Raw genomic sequence first — 15,895 nt, 5'->3', positions numbered from 1 at the left:
GTTGGTATCTATCGCCCTGGGCGAAGATTGTTTGGCGGTGCGGGGTGTGGTATGATTTAACTAATTAAAGGGAGACAGAGAGGTGGCGGGAAGAGCAGGTGGCCGGCAGTAAATGGCGGGTGGCTCCTGAGGAGCCGCTCCTGCGGGCGCTTTTCGTCCGGGAATTGGGTTTGCATCCGGTGACGGCGCAGTGCCTCATCAACCGGGGTGTCTGGTCGCTGCGCGAGGCGGCAGCGTTCCTGGCGGGGGAGCCGGCGCAGCTTGCGTCTCCCTGGCACCTGAAAGATCTCGATAAGGCGGTAGCGCGCCTCAAACGAGCGGTAGCGGAGCGGGAGCGGGTCCTGATTTACGGTGATTACGACGCCGACGGGATGACGGCTACCGCCCTTTTATTTTTGGCGCTGCGGGAACTGGGGCTGGAGGCCGATTGTTACCTGCCGAGCCGCGAGGCGGGATACGGGCTTAAGGAGGAAATGCTGCGGCGGTTCCGGGAAGAGGGTGTGCGCCTGGTGGTTACCGCCGACTGCGGGATCAGCGCGCTCCGAGAGGCAGCGCTATGCCGGGAATTAGGCATCGACCTGGTGGTTACGGACCACCACCAGCCTGGGCCCGCGCTACCGGATGCGGTGGCGGTGGTGAACCCAAAGCGCGCCGACTGCCCCTACCCTTATAAGGAGTTAGCGGGGGTGGGGGTCGCCTACCAGGTGGCGGCGGGCCTTTTTGAGTCTTTTGGGGCGCAACGGGCGCGGGCGGCAGCGTTTCTCGATTTGGTCGCCATCGGAACCATCGCCGATGTGGTGCCTCTTACCGGGGAGAACCGGATTTTAGTGCGGGCGGGCCTCAAGGAACTAAACGAAAGGCCGCGCCCTGGGTTGCAGGTGCTCCTGCAGGCGGCAGGCGCTACCGGCAGGGTGACGGCGCGTACGGTGGCGATGGTTCTCGCGCCGCGGCTCAACGCTCCGGGAAGGGTTGGCGACCCGCGGCCGGCCTTCGAACTTTTGCTTTGCGGGGAAGAAGAGGCGCAGGAGAAGGCGGCGTGGCTCGATCGCCTCAACCAGGAGCGGCAGCGGCTCGAAGCCTTAATGACGGCGGAGGCCCAGGCGTTGGTTGACGGGCGGCCCGGCGCGGCGGATCAAGCGGTGATAGTGGTTGCGGGTGAAGGGTGGCTGCCGGGTCTTACGGGTATCGTGGCCAACCGCCTGGTGGAGCGGTACGGGCGGCCGGTTTTTGTTATTGCGCTGAACGGCGAAGAGGGACGGGGATCAGGGCGCGGGGTACCGGGGTTTAACGTCTTCGGTGCGCTCGCCTGGGCGGGGGAGCAGCTCATAGATTACGGGGGGCATGCCGGGGCAGGGGGGTTCACGATCCACCGGCAGGCGGTCGAGCCTTTCAGGCGGGCGGTGGAAGAGTACGCCCGACGGGCGGAGCCCGTGGTGCCCGAGTCTGCTGCCTGCGACGTGCTGGTCAGGTTTACGGACCTGACGCCCGAACTCGTGACGGAGCTTGCTCTTCTTGAACCGCACGGGTGCGCCAACCCGCCGGTGCGGCTGGTTGCCTGCGGGGTGAGCGTGGAGGAAGCGCGTCCGGTAGGCAGCAACGGGAACCATTTGAAACTTCGCCTCCGCCAGGATAACGTGTCTCTCGAGGGGATCGGCTACGGGCTTGCCTCTGCAGAGGAGCTGCCCGCCGTCGTCGATCTTGTCTTCCGGCCCATCTTAAGCGAAGTTACCGGGCGGCTTGAGCTTAAGGTGGAGGAGTTCTGTCGAGCCGGAGGGACGGCCCAAGATGACCGGGAGGAACCCGATAGGGCGGGAATACTGATCAGGAAAGCCTCCCGCTATATCAGCGGCCTTACCGACCTTTACCTCCCCGAGCCCCTGCCCGAAAAGGTGCTGGCGGGAGAAAGGAGCGGGGCGCTCATTGACCTGCGGGATTCTCCCGGCAGGTGGCGGGCGCTGGCGCAAATGCTGACCACGCCGGCGGCGGTGGTCGTATCGACGCCGGCGGTGGCTTCCGAAGTGACAGCCCGGCTGCGGCTCCTTTTCCCAGAGCGGGCGCGGCGGATTATGCCCTTCCACGGGGGACTGGCGGCAGAGCGCCGGACCATCGCCGCGCTGGCCGCAGCAGGGGAGGTTGATATCCTGGTGACAACGCCGGCGCTGGCCGGACGGTTTAATGCCGACCGGGATGTTTTCGTTTTCGACCTAATGTACCTCTGGCCTCACTGGGAGTGGCTACGTAGCTGTGGTGGCCGCAACCTTATTCTCCTTTACGGCCGCCAGGACCGGGAGGCAACCCGGCGCCGGCTTGGCGCCTTGGCACCGCCACGCCGGGTGCTGTTTGCTTTTTACCGGCACCTTTTGCACCAAGCGGGCCGGGGCGTGATTAGGTTTTCTTTGGCCGAGGCGGCTGCTTTTTTAAGATCGTTAGGGATACCGGGAGCCGGCCGGCGGGCGGTGGAAAACCTGCTCGTGGTGCTGTCAGAGCTTGAACTGGTGCGTTTTACCATGCGTAACGGGGGCTGCTCGGTTTGGCTCCAGAAACCCCCGCGGCGGCGGTTTCTCCCGGCGGCGCCGACCTTCCGGAACCAGCATAACCTGAAGCGGGAAGTGCTGTGCTGCCAGCAACACTTCCTGACGGCGCCGGCAGAGATACTTAAAGACTATTTCCGGTGTGGTATAATTACCCGTGGTGGGAGCAATGACTTCCTACGAAGAGCTTCTTGGCCGGGTCAAGGCCTACAACCCTAACGTTAACGAAGACCTGCTCCGGCAGGCGTACCTTTTTGCCGTCTCGCTACATGGCGATCAGAAGCGCCACTCCGGCGAGCCTTATATCGTCCACCCGGTGGCGGTGGCGGCAATCCTGGCGGAGCTGGAGCTGGATACGGAAACGATTGTGGCGGGCCTGCTCCACGACGTGATCGAGGATACCGGCATCGCGCTCGAGGCCATCACGGACCACTTTGGCCCGGAAATTGCTGCGCTGGTGGACGGCGTGACGAAGCTTTCCCGGATCGAGTTTCGTTCCAAGGAGGAACAGCAGGCCGAAAACCTCCGCAAGATGTTCCTGGCGATGGCCAAGGATATCCGGGTGATTCTGATAAAATTGGCGGACCGCCTCCATAACATGCGGACGCTTCAGTACCACACCCCGGAGAAGCAGCGGGCAATTGCCCAGGAAACGCTCGATATCTTTGCACCGCTTGCGCACCGGCTCGGCATCTACCGTTTAAAATGGGAGCTCGAGGATCTCGCCTTCCGTTACCTCCAGCCGGAGAAGTACCGGAGCCTGGCGGAAAAGGTTGCCCGCACGCGAGCGGCCCGCGAGGAGCATACCAGGCAGACGATCGAGATTTTACGCCAGCGCCTCGAGGAAGCGGGGATCCAGGCCGAGCTCCAGGGACGGCCCAAGAATCTTTACAGCATTTACCGGAAGATGGAGCGCCAGGGGAAGGAGTTTGACGAAATATTCGACACTACCGGCATCCGTGCCCTGGTTGATACCGTGCGGGACTGCTACGCCGTTCTCGGGGTGGTGCACACCATCTGGAAGCCGGTTCCTGGACGATTCAAAGATTACATCGCGGTGCCCAAAGAAAATATGTACCAGTCGCTGCATACCACCGTGGTTGGGCTTCACGGTGAGCCCCTCGAAGTCCAGATCCGGACCTGGGAGATGCACCGGACGGCGGAGTACGGTATCGCGGCGCACTGGCGTTACAAGGAGGGGCGGCCGCGCGACGAGGAAATTGAAGCCAGGCTGGCCTGGCTCCGGGAACTCCTTGAGTGGGTGCACGAAATGCGGGATGCCCGGGAGTTTATGGAGCGGCTCAAGATCGATGTTTTTGCCGACGTGGTTTTCGTCTTCACGCCCAAAGGGGACGTGATTGAGCTGCCGGCGGGGGCGGTGCCCCTTGATTTCGCTTACCGGATCCATACCGAAGTCGGGCACCGGTATAAGGGGGCAAAGGTAAACGGACGCCTGGTTCCGCTCGACTATAAGCTCAAGACGGGGGATATTGTCGAGATCGTAACTGCCAAACAACCCAACCCGAGCCGGGACTGGCTGGCGGTGGTCCGGACCTCGCAGGCGCGCAACAAGATCCGGGCCTGGTTTAAGCGGGAATGGCGGGAGGAGACGATTGAGCGCGGCCGCGAGGCGTTAGAGAAGGAGCTGCGGAAACAGGGCCTGGAACTCGACCTCCTCAAGAGCGAAAAGCTATTAGAGCAGGGCCGTCGCTTCAACCTCTACACGCTTGAAGACGTTTACGCTGCCGTGGCGCAAGGGGTTGTGGCGCCCCAGACGCTTGTTGCCAGGCTACGGGAGGAAACGGTGCCGGCTACAGCGTCCCTGCTACCGGTCAAATCGCGCCGGGCGGGAGAAGCGCACGGGGTGAAGGTGCGCGGCGTAGGCGACCTCCTGGTCCGGCTGGCGCATTGCTGCAGCCCGGTTCCCGGGGACCCGATTATTGGCTACGTGACGCGAGGGAGGGGTATTTCGGTTCACCGGACGGACTGCCGTAATGTGGCCCTCTTGCGGGAGAAAGAGAGCCACCGGCTGGTGGAGGTTTCGTGGGAGGTCGGTTTCAGTGCTCCCTTCTCCGTGCGCATGGAGGTTTCGGCGCTTGACCGGGCGGGTCTTTTGCACGACGTGATGAGTGTGCTGACGGAGATGAAGATCAGTGCGTCGTGGGTGACTGCGCGCGGCCGAAAGGACAGGATGGCGACCATCGAATTCAGTGCGGAGGTCAGGGACAAGGAGCAGCTCGAGTACCTGATTAAGAAGATCAACCGGATCAAAGATGTTTTTGAGGTACGGCGGGTCGTATAGCGGAAGGATGAAAGCGGGAAAGTGCGGGCAGTAGTACAGCGAGTGACGCGCGGCGCCGTGCATATTGAGGGACATACTTACGCGAGTATTGGCCCAGGCTTGGTTGTTCTGGTCGGCATCCGGCGGGACGACACGCCTGAGGACGCCGCTTATCTGGCCGAGAAAATCGCCCACCTGCGGGTTTTTGAAGACCGGGAAGGCAAGCTCAGCCGCTCCGTTCTGGATGTGGGGGGAACGGTTCTGGTGGTTTCCCAGTTTACGCTTTACGGCGACTGCCGGCGGGGGCGGCGGCCGAGCTTCACCGACGCAGCGCCCCCGGCGGTTGCGGAACCGCTTTACCGGCGCTTTATCGCGGCGCTGAACGCCCGGGGTGTGGTTACGGCGGAAGGGCGCTTTCAGGCCCGGATGCTGGTGGAGATCGCCAATGACGGACCGGTGACGCTGATTCTCGAATCGGAGCGCAAAAAACAGGGATGAAGAAAATCATAGTAAAGACGCTGGTAGTAGGGGAGCTTCAGGCCAACGCTTATATCGTCGCCTGCCCGGAGCAGCGGGTAGCGGCGGTGATTGATCCCGGCGCGGCGGCGGAGCAGATTCTCCAGGCGGTTCTTGGGGACGGGTTACGGCTTACCCAGATCCTGCTCACCCACGGCCATGCCGACCATATCGGCGGCGTGGCGGCTTTGCGGCGGGCGACCGGAGCAACGGTGGCGGTGCACGCGGCGGACGCGCCCCTGTTGGAAGACGCTACGCTGAACTTATCTCTTTATCTGGGCCGGGGTTTCACCGCCGGCCCGCCAGACAGGCGGCTTGCTGACGGTGAAACCATCGCCATCGGCGCTTTGGCGCTGAAGGTCCTCCATACTCCCGGGCATACACCGGGCGGGGTTTGTTATCTTGGCCCCGGGATGGTTTTTACCGGCGATACCCTCTTTGCGGGGTCCGTGGGGCGGACCGACTTCCCCGGCGGCAGCCTGAAGCAGCTCCTCCGGTCGATTAAGGAGCGGCTTTTGACCCTGCCCGACGAAACGGTTGTCTATCCGGGCCACGGCCTGGCTACCACCATCGGGGAGGAGCGGCTGCATAACCCTTTCCTATCAGCCGACTTCTGAACGCCGGCGTGGCCGCTAATTTTTCAGCCGGGCGGTGAGTCTGGCGATGTCCTCCGGGCGCCCCTGCACGGTGAGGCGCACGCCTTCCGGCAGGTATTCCTCCTTGAGTACGCGCAGGCGCTCGCGGCAACGGCTCAACTCGCCGAGCCGGTCGAAGGGGATCAGGAGGACCGCTTCTTTTTCCGGGAAGAGGAGGGCCTCGATTTCGGCTTGGAGTGTGGATAGGTTTATCCCTGTTAGGGCGGAAATGACGATGCCGTTTTCTGGAAGGATACCCGCGTAGCGGTCGACCTTGTTGTAAACTTTCAGTAACGGCCGGTCGGTCAAGTTCAGCTCTTCCAGAAGCTTTTCTACCGCGGCTACCTGTTCGTCGAGGTAGGGGCTTGTCAGGTCGATGACGTGCAAAAGCAGGTGGGCGGAGGCGAGTTCTTCAAGGGTGGCTTTGAAGGCTTCCTTGAGTTTCGGGGGCAACTCTTTGATGAAGCCTACGGTATCCGTGAGGAGGAAAAAACGGCCTGACGGGAGCCGGACACGGCGGCTCACCGGGTCCAGCGTAGCGAAGAGGCGGTCTTCCGCCAGCACCTTTTGGTCGCTAACGGCGAGGGCGTTTAAGAGCGTCGATTTACCGGCGTTAGTATAGCCCACAAGCGCAACGGTCGGCAATCCTTCCTCCTGCCGTTGCTTACGCAGGAGGGCGCGGTTTTTTCGCACCGCCTCCAGTTCCCGGCGCAAGTCGTGGATGCGCTCGCGGAGGGCCCGCCGCAGGATTTCGAGCTTCGTTTCTCCCGGGCCGCGGGTGCCGATCCCGCCGCCCAGCCGGGAAAGGGCGCCGCCGAGGCCGTAAAGGCGCGGGTAGAGGTAGGTAAGCCGGGCGAGCTCCACCTGAATCTTCCCTTCCCGGGAATGGGCGCGGCGGCGGAAGATCTCGAGGATCACCTGGGTCCGGTCCCAAACCTCTACGGCGCCGAAAAGGTCCTCCAGCGCTTTTACCTGGCGGGGCGAGAGTTCGCGGTTGAAGACTACCGCCTCGTAGCCTTCCCGGTCGACCTGCTCCTTTACTTCCCGGATCTTCCCTTCACCGAAGAAGTAGTTGAGGTCTGGTTCCCGGTGCTGCACCACGGTGGCGGCAGCTTCGATTTCGATGTTTCGCAGGAGTTCTTGCAACTCCGTTAGGTCGTAAGCGATTTCGGCTGCGCCCTCGCGTGTTGCCAGGTAGCAGATGATGCCGCGCTTCAACTGTTTCACCCCGGATTCTATTTTAACCCCCTAGCCTTCCCGGGGGAAGAGAAAAGACGAAAAGAGTCCGTCACAGGCCGCTATTCCTCTCCGGGGCGCCTTGCGTCCGCATTGTTGGAGGAGGTATTATGAAGTTTGGTAGCGAACTGACATAAGCGGCGGCCCAAGGAGGTTATTTGTGGTGTTTGAAAATCCCCGGGACGAAGCGCTAAGAGAGTTGCTGCAGCAGAGCAGGACTGTGGCGGTGGTAGGGCTCTCGCCCAAACCGGAACGGGACAGTCACCGGGTGGCGGCCTATTTACAACAGCAGGGCTACAGGATTATCCCTGTTTACCCGCGGGAAGAGACGATCTTAGGGGAAAAGGTTTACCGGCGTCTCGGTGACATCCCGTTCGCCGTGGACATTGTTAACGTCTTCCGGCGAAGCGAGGAGGTCCTTCCGGTTGTAGAGGAAGCGCTCGCGCTGCGGCCCCGGGCGGTCTGGTTGCAGCTCGGGGTGACGCATGCGGGAGCGGTGCCGCTCTGTAGACGGGCGGGCGTCTGCCTCGTTATGGATAGGTGCATCATGGTCGAACACCGGCGCCTTTGCGGTGGTCGCGGATGAACGTGGTGCTTGTCGAGCCGGAAATTCCGCCGAACACGGGGAATGTGGCGCGGACCTGTGCCGCGACCGGAGCCCGCCTCCATTTGGTACGGCCCCTTGGCTTTGCGGTTGACGATAAGCACCTCCGGCGGGCCGGCCTCGACTACTGGCATTTGGTAGAGGTTCACTACTACGATAGTTTTGAGGAACTTTACGAAGCGAACCGCGGCGCGCCTTTTTATTTCACGACAACGAAGGCGGCACGGTGGTATACCGCGGTCTGCTACCCGCCGGGGGCGTTCCTCGTTTTCGGGAGGGAGACGGCCGGCCTGCCGGAGCGAATCCTTCAGGCTTTCCCCGACCAGTTGGTGCGGATTCCTATGCTTCCGGAGGCGCGCTCCCTAAATCTCGCCAACGCGGTGGCCATCGTTCTGTACGAGGCGCTGCGCCAGCAGGGATTTCCCGGGCTTAAATGAAGGGAGGTACGGTGGTGCGGCTGATGGCGGCGGCGCTGCCGGTGGTCGGTGTTCACGAGGAACCGCTAACCGGGTCCCCGCTTGTCACCCAGGCGCTGTTCGGCGACTGCGTGGTGCTGCTTGCGGCGGTGCAGGGATGGTGCCGGGTGATAACTAGCGACGGCTCCTGCGGCTGGGTGAGGCGGGACGAGCTGCGTAAAGTAGAACGGGTGCGCGGCAGGCGGGTGCGGGTGAGCGCGCTGCAGGCGGCGCTTGAAACCGCTGCCGGTAAGATTACGCTTTATTTAGGCGCGGAATTGACGGTCCTGGGGGAAGAGGCGGACCGGTGGCGTGTTGCTTCTGCAGACGGCACAAGGGGGACGATCAGTAAAGAGGCGGTCCGGCCCGCCGATATCGTAAAAAAAGGAGCGGTCGGCATAGGGATTGTCACCACCGCCCGGCTTTTTCTCGGTGTGCCGTATCTCTGGGGCGGGATGACGGTACGGGGTATTGATTGCTCGGGACTCACTTACATCGCTTATCTGGGGCATGGCTACCGGCTGGCGCGCGATGCTGAAGACCAGTACCGCGCTGGCCTTTCCGTAGGGCCGGAGGAACTTGCGCCAGGCGACCTTCTCTTCTTCAGCACCACGACGCCTGGCCCCAGCCACGTAGGGATTTATGCGGGGGGCGGCACGTTTATCAATGCCCGCTCGCGCTCCGGGGTCTGCTTCAGCTCTCTTGCCGACCCCTATTTTCGGGAACGTTTTCTTGGTGCGCGCCGCTACATTTAAAGCCGCGGAGGGGAATAGGGCTTTGTCGTTTGTCCATCTCCACGTCCATACAGAGTACAGCCTGCTTGACGGAGCGGCCCGGATCAGGGATGTGGTTAAACGGGCCAAGGAACTCGGGATGCCGGCTCTGGCCATCACTGACCACGGCGCCATGTACGGGGTGGTCGAGTTTTACAAGGCCTGTCTCAAGGAGGAGATAAAGCCGATCCTCGGGTGCGAGGTCTATGTGGCGCCCAGGTCGATGGCGGACCGGACACCGAAAGTTGACGATAACCTTTACCATCTGGTCCTCCTGGCGGAAAACGAAACCGGTTACCGCAACCTTATGGAGATTGTTTCCCTTGCCTTCACCGAAGGTTTTTATTATAAGCCGCGGGTGGATAAGTACCTGCTCAGCCGCAAAAGCCGGGGGCTCATCGCCTTAAGCGGCTGCACCGCCGGCGAAGTGGCCGCCCACCTGCTCGACGGGTCGTTAGCGCTTGCCCGGCAGGCCGCCGGTACCTACCGGGAGATTTTCGGCCCCGACAACTTCTTTTTGGAGTTGCAGGACCACGGCTTACCGGAGCAGCGGCGCATCAACCCGGAGCTAATCCGGCTCTCGCGGGACCTCGGCATACCGCTGGTGGCGACGAACGATGTTCACTACGTAAACCTATCCGACGCGGAGATTCAGGACATCCTTCTCTGCATCCAGACGGGCAAAACCCTTGACGACCCGAAACGGCTCCGGTTCCAGTCCAACCAGCTCTACCTGAAGAGCGCGGCCGAGATGGCGGCCCTTTTCCCGGAGTTGCCGGACGCCTTGGCCCGGACCCTGGAAATTGCGGAACGGTGCAACGTAAAACTCACCTTTGGGGAGCACCACCTGCCCGCCTACCCGGTGCCGGAGGGGCAAACGCCGGCTACCTTCCTCCGGGAGCTCTGCTACGCCGGGTTCAAAAGGCGCTATCCCGACCCGCCGGAGGGCGCGCTTGAGCGGTTAGAGTATGAGTTGCGGGTCATTGAGCAGATGGGCTACCCCTCTTATTTCCTCATTGTGTGGGACCTTATCCGTTTTGCGCGGGAAAACGGCATTCTGGTAGGACCGGGGCGCGGCTCGGCGGCGGGCAGTCTGGTGGCCTATTGCCTTGGGATCACCAATATCGACCCGCTCCGCTACGGGCTTCTCTTCGAGCGCTTTTTGAACCCGGAACGGGTTTCGCTGCCGGATATTGATACCGACTTTTGTTACGAGCTGCGCGGCAAGGTTATCGAGTACGTCTTCCACCGTTACGGTGCCGACCGGGTGGCCCAGATCGCCACCTTCGGCACGATGGCGGCGCGCGCGGCGATCAGGGACGTAGGCCGGGCGCTGGGGCTCCCTTACGGTGATGTCGACCGGGTAGCGCGCCTGGTCCCGGGAGAACCGAAAATGACCGTGGCCAAGGCCTGCGAACTCTCTCCGGAGCTGGCAGAGTTGGCGGCGGGTGACCCGACGGTGAAACGGCTCTTAGACATTGCCTCCCGGGTAGAAGGGATGCCCCGCCACGCTTCCACACACGCTGCGGGTGTGGTGATCGCCCCCGAGCCCCTTACGAACTTTCTCCCTCTTCACCGGGTGGCGGACGGAACGGTGGCTACCCAGTTCACCATGGAGGCCGTCGAGGAGCTGGGCCTGCTCAAGATGGACATCCTCGGCTTGCGCACCCTCTCGGTCATCGGCGATACGCTCAAGCTGGTGAAGGAGCACCGGGGGGTAACGGTCGATATCGACAACCCGCCCCTCGACGACCCGGCCACCTACGAACTTCTCTGCCAGGGAGAGACGGCGGGCGTCTTCCAGTTCGAGTCGAGCGGGATGCGCAATCTGCTCCGGGAGTTAAGACCGAGTACCTTTGAGGACCTGGTAGCTTTGGTAGCCCTTTACCGCCCCGGGCCTTTAGGCAGCGGGATGGTGGAAGATTTCATCCGGCGCAAGCACGGGCAGACGCCGGTGAGCTACCTGCATCCCGCGCTCGAGCCGATCCTGAAGGAGACCTACGGGGTGATCCTTTACCAGGAGCAGGTGATGAAGATCGCCAGCATCCTTGCTGGCTTCAGCCTGGGGGAGGCGGATCTCCTGCGCCGGGCGATGGGGAAGAAGAAGCCGGAGATAATTGCCGGTCTGCGGTCCCGCTTTATTGAAGGGGCGGTAAAGAACGGGATCGACGCGCAACTGGCGGGCGAGATCTTCGATCTTATGGAATATTTCGCCGGCTACGGCTTTAATAAGAGCCACTCAGCCGCCTACGCGCTGGTGGCCTACCAGACGGCCTACCTCAAGGCCAACTACACGGTGGAGTATATGGCGGCGCTGCTTACCTCGGTCCGGGACCGCGCGGAGAAGGTGGCGGCTTACGTTGAGGAGTGCCGCCGGCTCGGCCTCAAGGTTCTGCCCCCCGACGTCAACGAGAGCGGCCGGAACTTTACCGTTGTTTCCGGCGGCATCCGTTTCGGGCTGGCTGCGATAAAGAACGTCGGGGATACGGCGGTGGAAGCCATCATTGCCGCCCGGGAAGAAGGCGGTCCCTTCCGGGACTTCGGGGATTTCTGCGCCCGGATGAACCCCCGCGTGATCAACCGCCGGGTGCTTGAGTCTTTAGCGCGGGCCGGGGCCTTTACGTCGCTCGGCCACGGGCGCCGCCAAGTGCTGGCCGTGTTGGATGAGGGCCTTGAACTGGCCCAGCGTTCGGCAAAGGAAAAGGAGTCAGGCCAGCTGACCCTTTTCGGGGAGCTATCGGGTGCGGGCTACGTGCTCAGGATCGACCCTGCGCTCCCCGAATTTCCGCAGCAGGAGCTCCTCGCGATGGAAAAGGAGCTCTTAGGGCTATACATCACCGGACACCCCTTGGCGGAGTACCGGGAGGTCCTGCGGGCGCTTACCACCGTCCAGGCGGCGGACCTGGCCGAGTTGGAGGCAAACGGGCCGCTCAAGGCCGGCGGGCTTATTGTGGCGGTGCGCCGCTACCGGACTAAAAAAGGGGAACCGATGGCGGTGGTGCAGCTCGAGGACCTGACCGGCGTTATCGAAGTGGTGGTTTTCCCGCAGGTCTTCCAGGAGTGCCGCCAGTTGCTCAAGCCTGAAGCGGTAATTATCGTGAGCGGCAGGAAAGCGAAGGGGACGGAAAGAATAAGGGTGGTGGCGGACGAGGTGACGCCGCTTAAGGGCGACGGGGCGGAGCTTTATCTTTACCTTCCGGAGGCCACCCCACATCTTATCGGGCGACTGAAAGAGGTTCTCGGTTCCTACCGCGGTAGCTGCCCGGTTTACCTCTACTATCCGGGCGAGAGTGCGGTGCGCAAGGCGCCGGAAAACTACTGGGTCAACGTGGCCTCGCCGGTGATAGAGGCGTTGAAGAAACTCCTCGGGGAGAAGAATATCAGGATTGCGTGGTCCCGGTCGTGAGCCTCCATCACCCGCAAGAAACTTGTCCTTGCGGCTACGCGTATGCTATCATACTTGCGAGAAGTTAGGGGGTAGTGGCGCATGTCCGAGCAAGACTGGGTTCTGGCTGAGTATATCGTCATCAAGGCGCTGGAAAACGGGGTCACCATTATGGGGCTCACCCGGGGTAAGGATACTAAATTTCACCACACCGAAAAATTGGACCGGGGTGAGGTTATGATTGCGCAGTTTACCGAGCACACTTCAGCGATTAAGGTGCGGGGGAAAGCCGAGATTCTGACCAAACACGGTCGGCTGCGGACTGACGAATAAAAGAATTTTTCCGTAGCGGCCGGGAATAATACCCAAACGGGATAAATTTACGCGCCGGTTTTCCGGAAAGCAGCCTGTCCCCTATGGAAATCGTAGCGAGGAGGGCGCCCTGTGTGGACGGTGGTCTATATCGCACCGACGCGGAAAGAAGCAGAAAAAGTCAGGGATTTTTTAGTTAAAGAAGGCTTGTTAGTTAAGCTGAATCTTGTAGGTGCCGGCAGCGAGAACAGCCAGACTTACGAGGTCTTAGTCCCCGAGGCCGAGGTGGAGGAGGCGCTCGAACTCTTGGGGTCCTTCTGATGTCTGAAGGGAGAGGATTGGTTGGTCTTAGAGCTTTTCAAGAAGCCGAAGTACGTTACGATTCGCCAGGAAGGGAAGAGGGAGATTCCGGAGGGTTTATGGGTAAAATGCCCCCGGTGCGAGGAGATCGTTTACAACAAGGACCTCTTGAAAAACCTCAAGGTATGCCCGAAATGCGGCTTTCATTTTCGCCTAACCGCGGCGGAAAGGTTGGACTTCACCCTTGACGAAGGCAGCTTTGTCGAGTACGATGCCGATCTGGTAGCGGATAACCCCCTAGATTTTCCGGGTTATCCGGAAAAACTGGCCGAAGCGCGGCAGGTTACCGGACTCGCGGAGGCGATCATTACCGGCGAGGGGACCATTGCCGGGCACCGGACGATCATCGGGGTGATGGATCCCCGCTTCATCATGGCGAGTATGGGGGCCGCGGTGGGCGAAAAGATCGTGCGCGCGGTGGGACGGGCTTGCGAGCGGCGCTTGCCGCTCATCATTTTTGTGGCTTCCGGTGGGGCGCGGATGCAGGAAGGCGTGGTGGCGCTGCTGCAGATGGCCAAGACCGCTGCGGCGATCAAGCGCCTTGACGATGCGGGCCTCCTCTACATCCCGGTTTTGACCGATCCCACAACCGGCGGGGTTAGCGCGAGTTTCGGAATGTTAGGAGACATCATTCTCGCCGAGCCCGGCGCGCTCATCGGCTTTACCGGGCCGCGCGTGATCGAGCAAACGATCAAGCAGAAGTTGCCCGAAGGCTTTCAGAGGGCGGAGTTTTTGCAGGAACACGGGATGATCGACCTGGTGGTGCCGCGGCCTAAAATGCGGGAAACCCTGGCGCGCATCCTTAAGCTCCACGAGTGGAGGCGGCGCTATGCCGACGGTGCTTGATTTTGAAAAACCCTTCGTCGAGCTGGAAGATAAGATTGCGGAGCTGACCGCCTTCAGCGAGGAGAAGGGCCTTGATCTCTCGGAGGAGATCGAAAACCTAAAGAAGCGCGCGGAGGCGATCAAACGTTCCATCTTTGCCAATCTCACCCCCTGGCAGAAAGTGCAGTTGGCGCGCCATCCCGACCGTCCCAACGCGGCGGATTACGTGAAGATGCTGCTCACGGAGTTCATAGAGCTGCACGGGGACCGCTGTTTCGGCGATGATCCGGCGGTGCTCGGGGGGATCGGCTGGCTGGGGGAGATTCCGGTCACGGTGGTCGGCCACCTCAAGGGGCGTGACACCAAGGAAAACGTGCGCCGGAACTTCGGCATGGCGCATCCCGAAGGCTTCCGTAAGGCGCTCCGGTTGATGCTCCAGGCAGAGAAGTTCGGGCGGCCGGTGCTCAGTTTCATTGATACTCCTGGCGCCCACTGCGGCATTGGTGCGGAAGAGCGGGGCCAGAGCCGCGCGATCGCCGAAAATTTACTGCGTATGAGCGCGCTCCGCATACCCATAATAGTAGTAGTAATCGGCGAAGGGGGAAGCGGCGGCGCGCTGGCCCTGGCGGTGGGGGACGTTGTCTTAATGCAGGAACACGCCATTTTTTCGGTAATTTCCCCCGAGGGGTGTGCGAGCATCCTTTGGAAGGACGCTGGGCGGGCGCGGGAGGCGGCGGCGGCGCTTAAGCTTACGGCGCAGGATCTCCTCTCCTTAGGGGTCATTGACGAGGTTATTCCCGAGCCCTTGGGCGGGGCGCACCGGGATCCTGCCGGTGCGGGAGCGGCAATCCGGGAAGCGGTGGTGCGCCACCTTCAGGCGCTGCTGCGGCTCACACCTGAGGAACTCGTCGCCCGCCGCTACGCGAAGTTGAAAAACGTAGGCCGCGTCGGCGCGCCGGATGGCGCAGGCGAGTAGCCCCTCTTTTCCCTGTAGCTGCGGGGGTGGTTTTTTGCGCCGGATCGCCGTTTTAACCAGCGGCGGCGACGCGCCGGGAATGAACGCCGCCATCCGGGCGGTGGTGCGAAAAGCGATATTTCACGGGTGCGAAGTTTTCGGGGTCAGGCGCGGCTTTGCCGGCCTGATCGAGGGAGACGGCGAGCTCTTTACCTTGGGGTCGGTAGCCGATATCATCCAGACGGGCGGCACGATCCTCTTGACGGCACGCTCGGAGGAGTTTCTTTCCCCCGAGGGGCGAGCGGAGGCTTTTGCTTCCGTCCGGCGGGCCGGAATCGAGGGCCTCGTGGTCATTGGCGGGGATGGTTCTTTCAAAGGGGCGCTCACCTTTCACGCGGAGACCGGGGTGCCGGTGGTCTGCATCCCGGCCACGATCGATAACGACATCCCCGGAACGGACTACGCGATTGGCTTTGATACGGCGGTCAACAACGTGGTTGACGCCGTCAACAAAATCCGGGATACGGCGACCTCCCACGAGCGCACCTTTGTGGTAGAGGTTATGGGGCGCCATTCCGGATTTATTGCCCTGTACGCCGGTTTAGCCGGCGGTGCCGAATCGATCCTGATTCCGGAGGCCCCCTTCGATATCGAAGCCGTTTGCCGCAAGCTCCTGCGCGGGGTGCGGCGGGGCAAGCTGCACAGCATCATCGTAGTGGCCGAAGGAGCCGGTTCCGCCGCCGAGGTGGCCCGCGAGGTCAAAGCGCGCACCGGTTTTGATACCAAGCTCACTATTTTAGGCCATATCCAGCGCGGCGGCACGCCGACCGCCTTTGACCGGCTGTTGGCCAGCGTTATGGGGGCGCGTGCCGTAGAGTTGCTCCTGGCGGGGGAGAGGTGCGTGGCCGTTGGGGTAAGCGGCGGGCAACTCCGGCACTACAACCTGGCGGAAGTCCTGGCGGAGCGCAAGGAAATCGACCGGGAGCTCTATCAACTGGCCGAGATTTTGGCGATATAAGAGATAGGG

Annotated in this window: 14 protein-coding genes; 13 read left to right on the top strand and 1 reads right to left on the bottom strand. The window is 61.9% G+C overall.

Annotated features, from left to right (window positions below; translation table 11 throughout):
* Positions 1-98 precede the first annotated feature (98 nt).
* From recJ to EDD75_RS03300, 4 genes are read left to right on the top strand one after another with little or no spacing between them, the layout of a single operon-like run.
* Positions 99-2,750: a single-stranded-DNA-specific exonuclease RecJ gene (gene recJ / locus EDD75_RS03315; RefSeq protein ID WP_123927982.1), complete on the top strand. Its 2,652-nt coding sequence runs from the start codon at positions 99-101 to the stop codon at positions 2,748-2,750.
* A complete protein-coding gene (locus tag EDD75_RS03310) occupies positions 2,701-4,833 on the top strand; it encodes a RelA/SpoT family protein (protein ID WP_123927980.1) in 2,133 nt (710 codons plus the stop codon). Before recJ ends, EDD75_RS03310 begins: the two co-directional genes overlap by 50 nt.
* Before the next feature lie 21 nt (positions 4,834-4,854).
* Positions 4,855-5,310, top strand: a complete 456-nt coding sequence (gene dtd, locus EDD75_RS03305; protein WP_123927978.1) for a D-aminoacyl-tRNA deacylase — start codon at positions 4,855-4,857, stop codon at positions 5,308-5,310.
* Entirely contained in the window at positions 5,307-5,945 is a 639-nt protein-coding gene (locus EDD75_RS03300; RefSeq protein WP_245963037.1) for an MBL fold metallo-hydrolase, read from the top strand. Before dtd ends, EDD75_RS03300 begins: the two co-directional genes overlap by 4 nt.
* Before the next feature lie 15 nt (positions 5,946-5,960).
* On the opposite strand, the gene hflX is transcribed toward EDD75_RS03300, so the two are convergent.
* Positions 5,961-7,181 (bottom strand): GTPase HflX, encoded by a 1,221-nt coding sequence (gene hflX / locus EDD75_RS03295; protein WP_123927975.1) that lies wholly within the window; start codon positions 7,179-7,181, stop codon positions 5,961-5,963.
* Positions 7,182-7,362: 181 nt separating this feature from the next.
* On the opposite strand from hflX, the gene EDD75_RS03290 reads away from it, so the two are divergent.
* From EDD75_RS03290 to pfkA, 9 genes are all read left to right on the top strand, one after another.
* On the top strand, positions 7,363-7,785 hold the full coding sequence (locus EDD75_RS03290; RefSeq protein WP_123927972.1) for a CoA-binding protein: 423 nt from the start codon (positions 7,363-7,365) through the stop codon (positions 7,783-7,785).
* Positions 7,782-8,240, top strand: a complete 459-nt coding sequence (gene trmL / locus EDD75_RS03285) for a tRNA (uridine(34)/cytosine(34)/5-carboxymethylaminomethyluridine(34)-2'-O)-methyltransferase TrmL (protein WP_123927969.1) — start codon at positions 7,782-7,784, stop codon at positions 8,238-8,240. The genes EDD75_RS03290 and trmL overlap by 4 nt, the downstream gene beginning before the upstream one ends.
* A 23-nt stretch (positions 8,241-8,263) precedes the next feature.
* On the top strand, positions 8,264-9,013 hold the full coding sequence (locus EDD75_RS03280) for a C40 family peptidase (protein WP_245963057.1): 750 nt from the start codon (positions 8,264-8,266) through the stop codon (positions 9,011-9,013).
* 22 nt (positions 9,014-9,035) lie between these two features.
* On the top strand, positions 9,036-12,437 hold the full coding sequence (locus tag EDD75_RS03275) for a DNA polymerase III subunit alpha (RefSeq protein ID WP_245963036.1): 3,402 nt from the start codon (positions 9,036-9,038) through the stop codon (positions 12,435-12,437).
* Positions 12,438-12,518: 81 nt separating this feature from the next.
* Positions 12,519-12,749, top strand: coding sequence for a trp RNA-binding attenuation protein MtrB (mtrB, locus tag EDD75_RS03270; RefSeq protein ID WP_123927960.1), 231 nt, complete (start codon positions 12,519-12,521; stop codon positions 12,747-12,749).
* 111 nt (positions 12,750-12,860) lie between these two features.
* Positions 12,861-13,049, top strand: coding sequence for a glutamate decarboxylase (locus EDD75_RS03265; RefSeq protein ID WP_123927957.1), 189 nt, complete (start codon positions 12,861-12,863; stop codon positions 13,047-13,049).
* A 21-nt stretch (positions 13,050-13,070) separates the two neighbouring features.
* The gene (accD, locus tag EDD75_RS03260) at positions 13,071-13,934 is read left to right on the top strand and encodes an acetyl-CoA carboxylase, carboxyltransferase subunit beta (RefSeq protein ID WP_123927954.1); all 864 of its coding nucleotides are present in this window, start codon (positions 13,071-13,073) and stop codon (positions 13,932-13,934) included.
* Positions 13,918-14,889, top strand: a complete 972-nt coding sequence (locus EDD75_RS03255; RefSeq protein WP_123927951.1) for an acetyl-CoA carboxylase carboxyltransferase subunit alpha — start codon at positions 13,918-13,920, stop codon at positions 14,887-14,889. The genes accD and EDD75_RS03255 overlap by 17 nt, the downstream gene beginning before the upstream one ends.
* 34 nt (positions 14,890-14,923) lie before the next feature.
* Positions 14,924-15,886: a 6-phosphofructokinase gene (gene pfkA, locus EDD75_RS03250; RefSeq protein WP_123927948.1), complete on the top strand. Its 963-nt coding sequence runs from the start codon at positions 14,924-14,926 to the stop codon at positions 15,884-15,886.
* The last annotated feature ends 9 nt before the right edge of the window (positions 15,887-15,895 follow it).

The organism is Thermodesulfitimonas autotrophica (assembly GCF_003815015.1).
GTDB lineage: Bacteria > Bacillota > Desulfotomaculia > Desulfotomaculales > Ammonificaceae > Thermodesulfitimonas > Thermodesulfitimonas autotrophica.
Note: the sequence above shows the minus strand (reverse complement) of the source record. Positions and strands in the feature narration are given on the sequence as shown.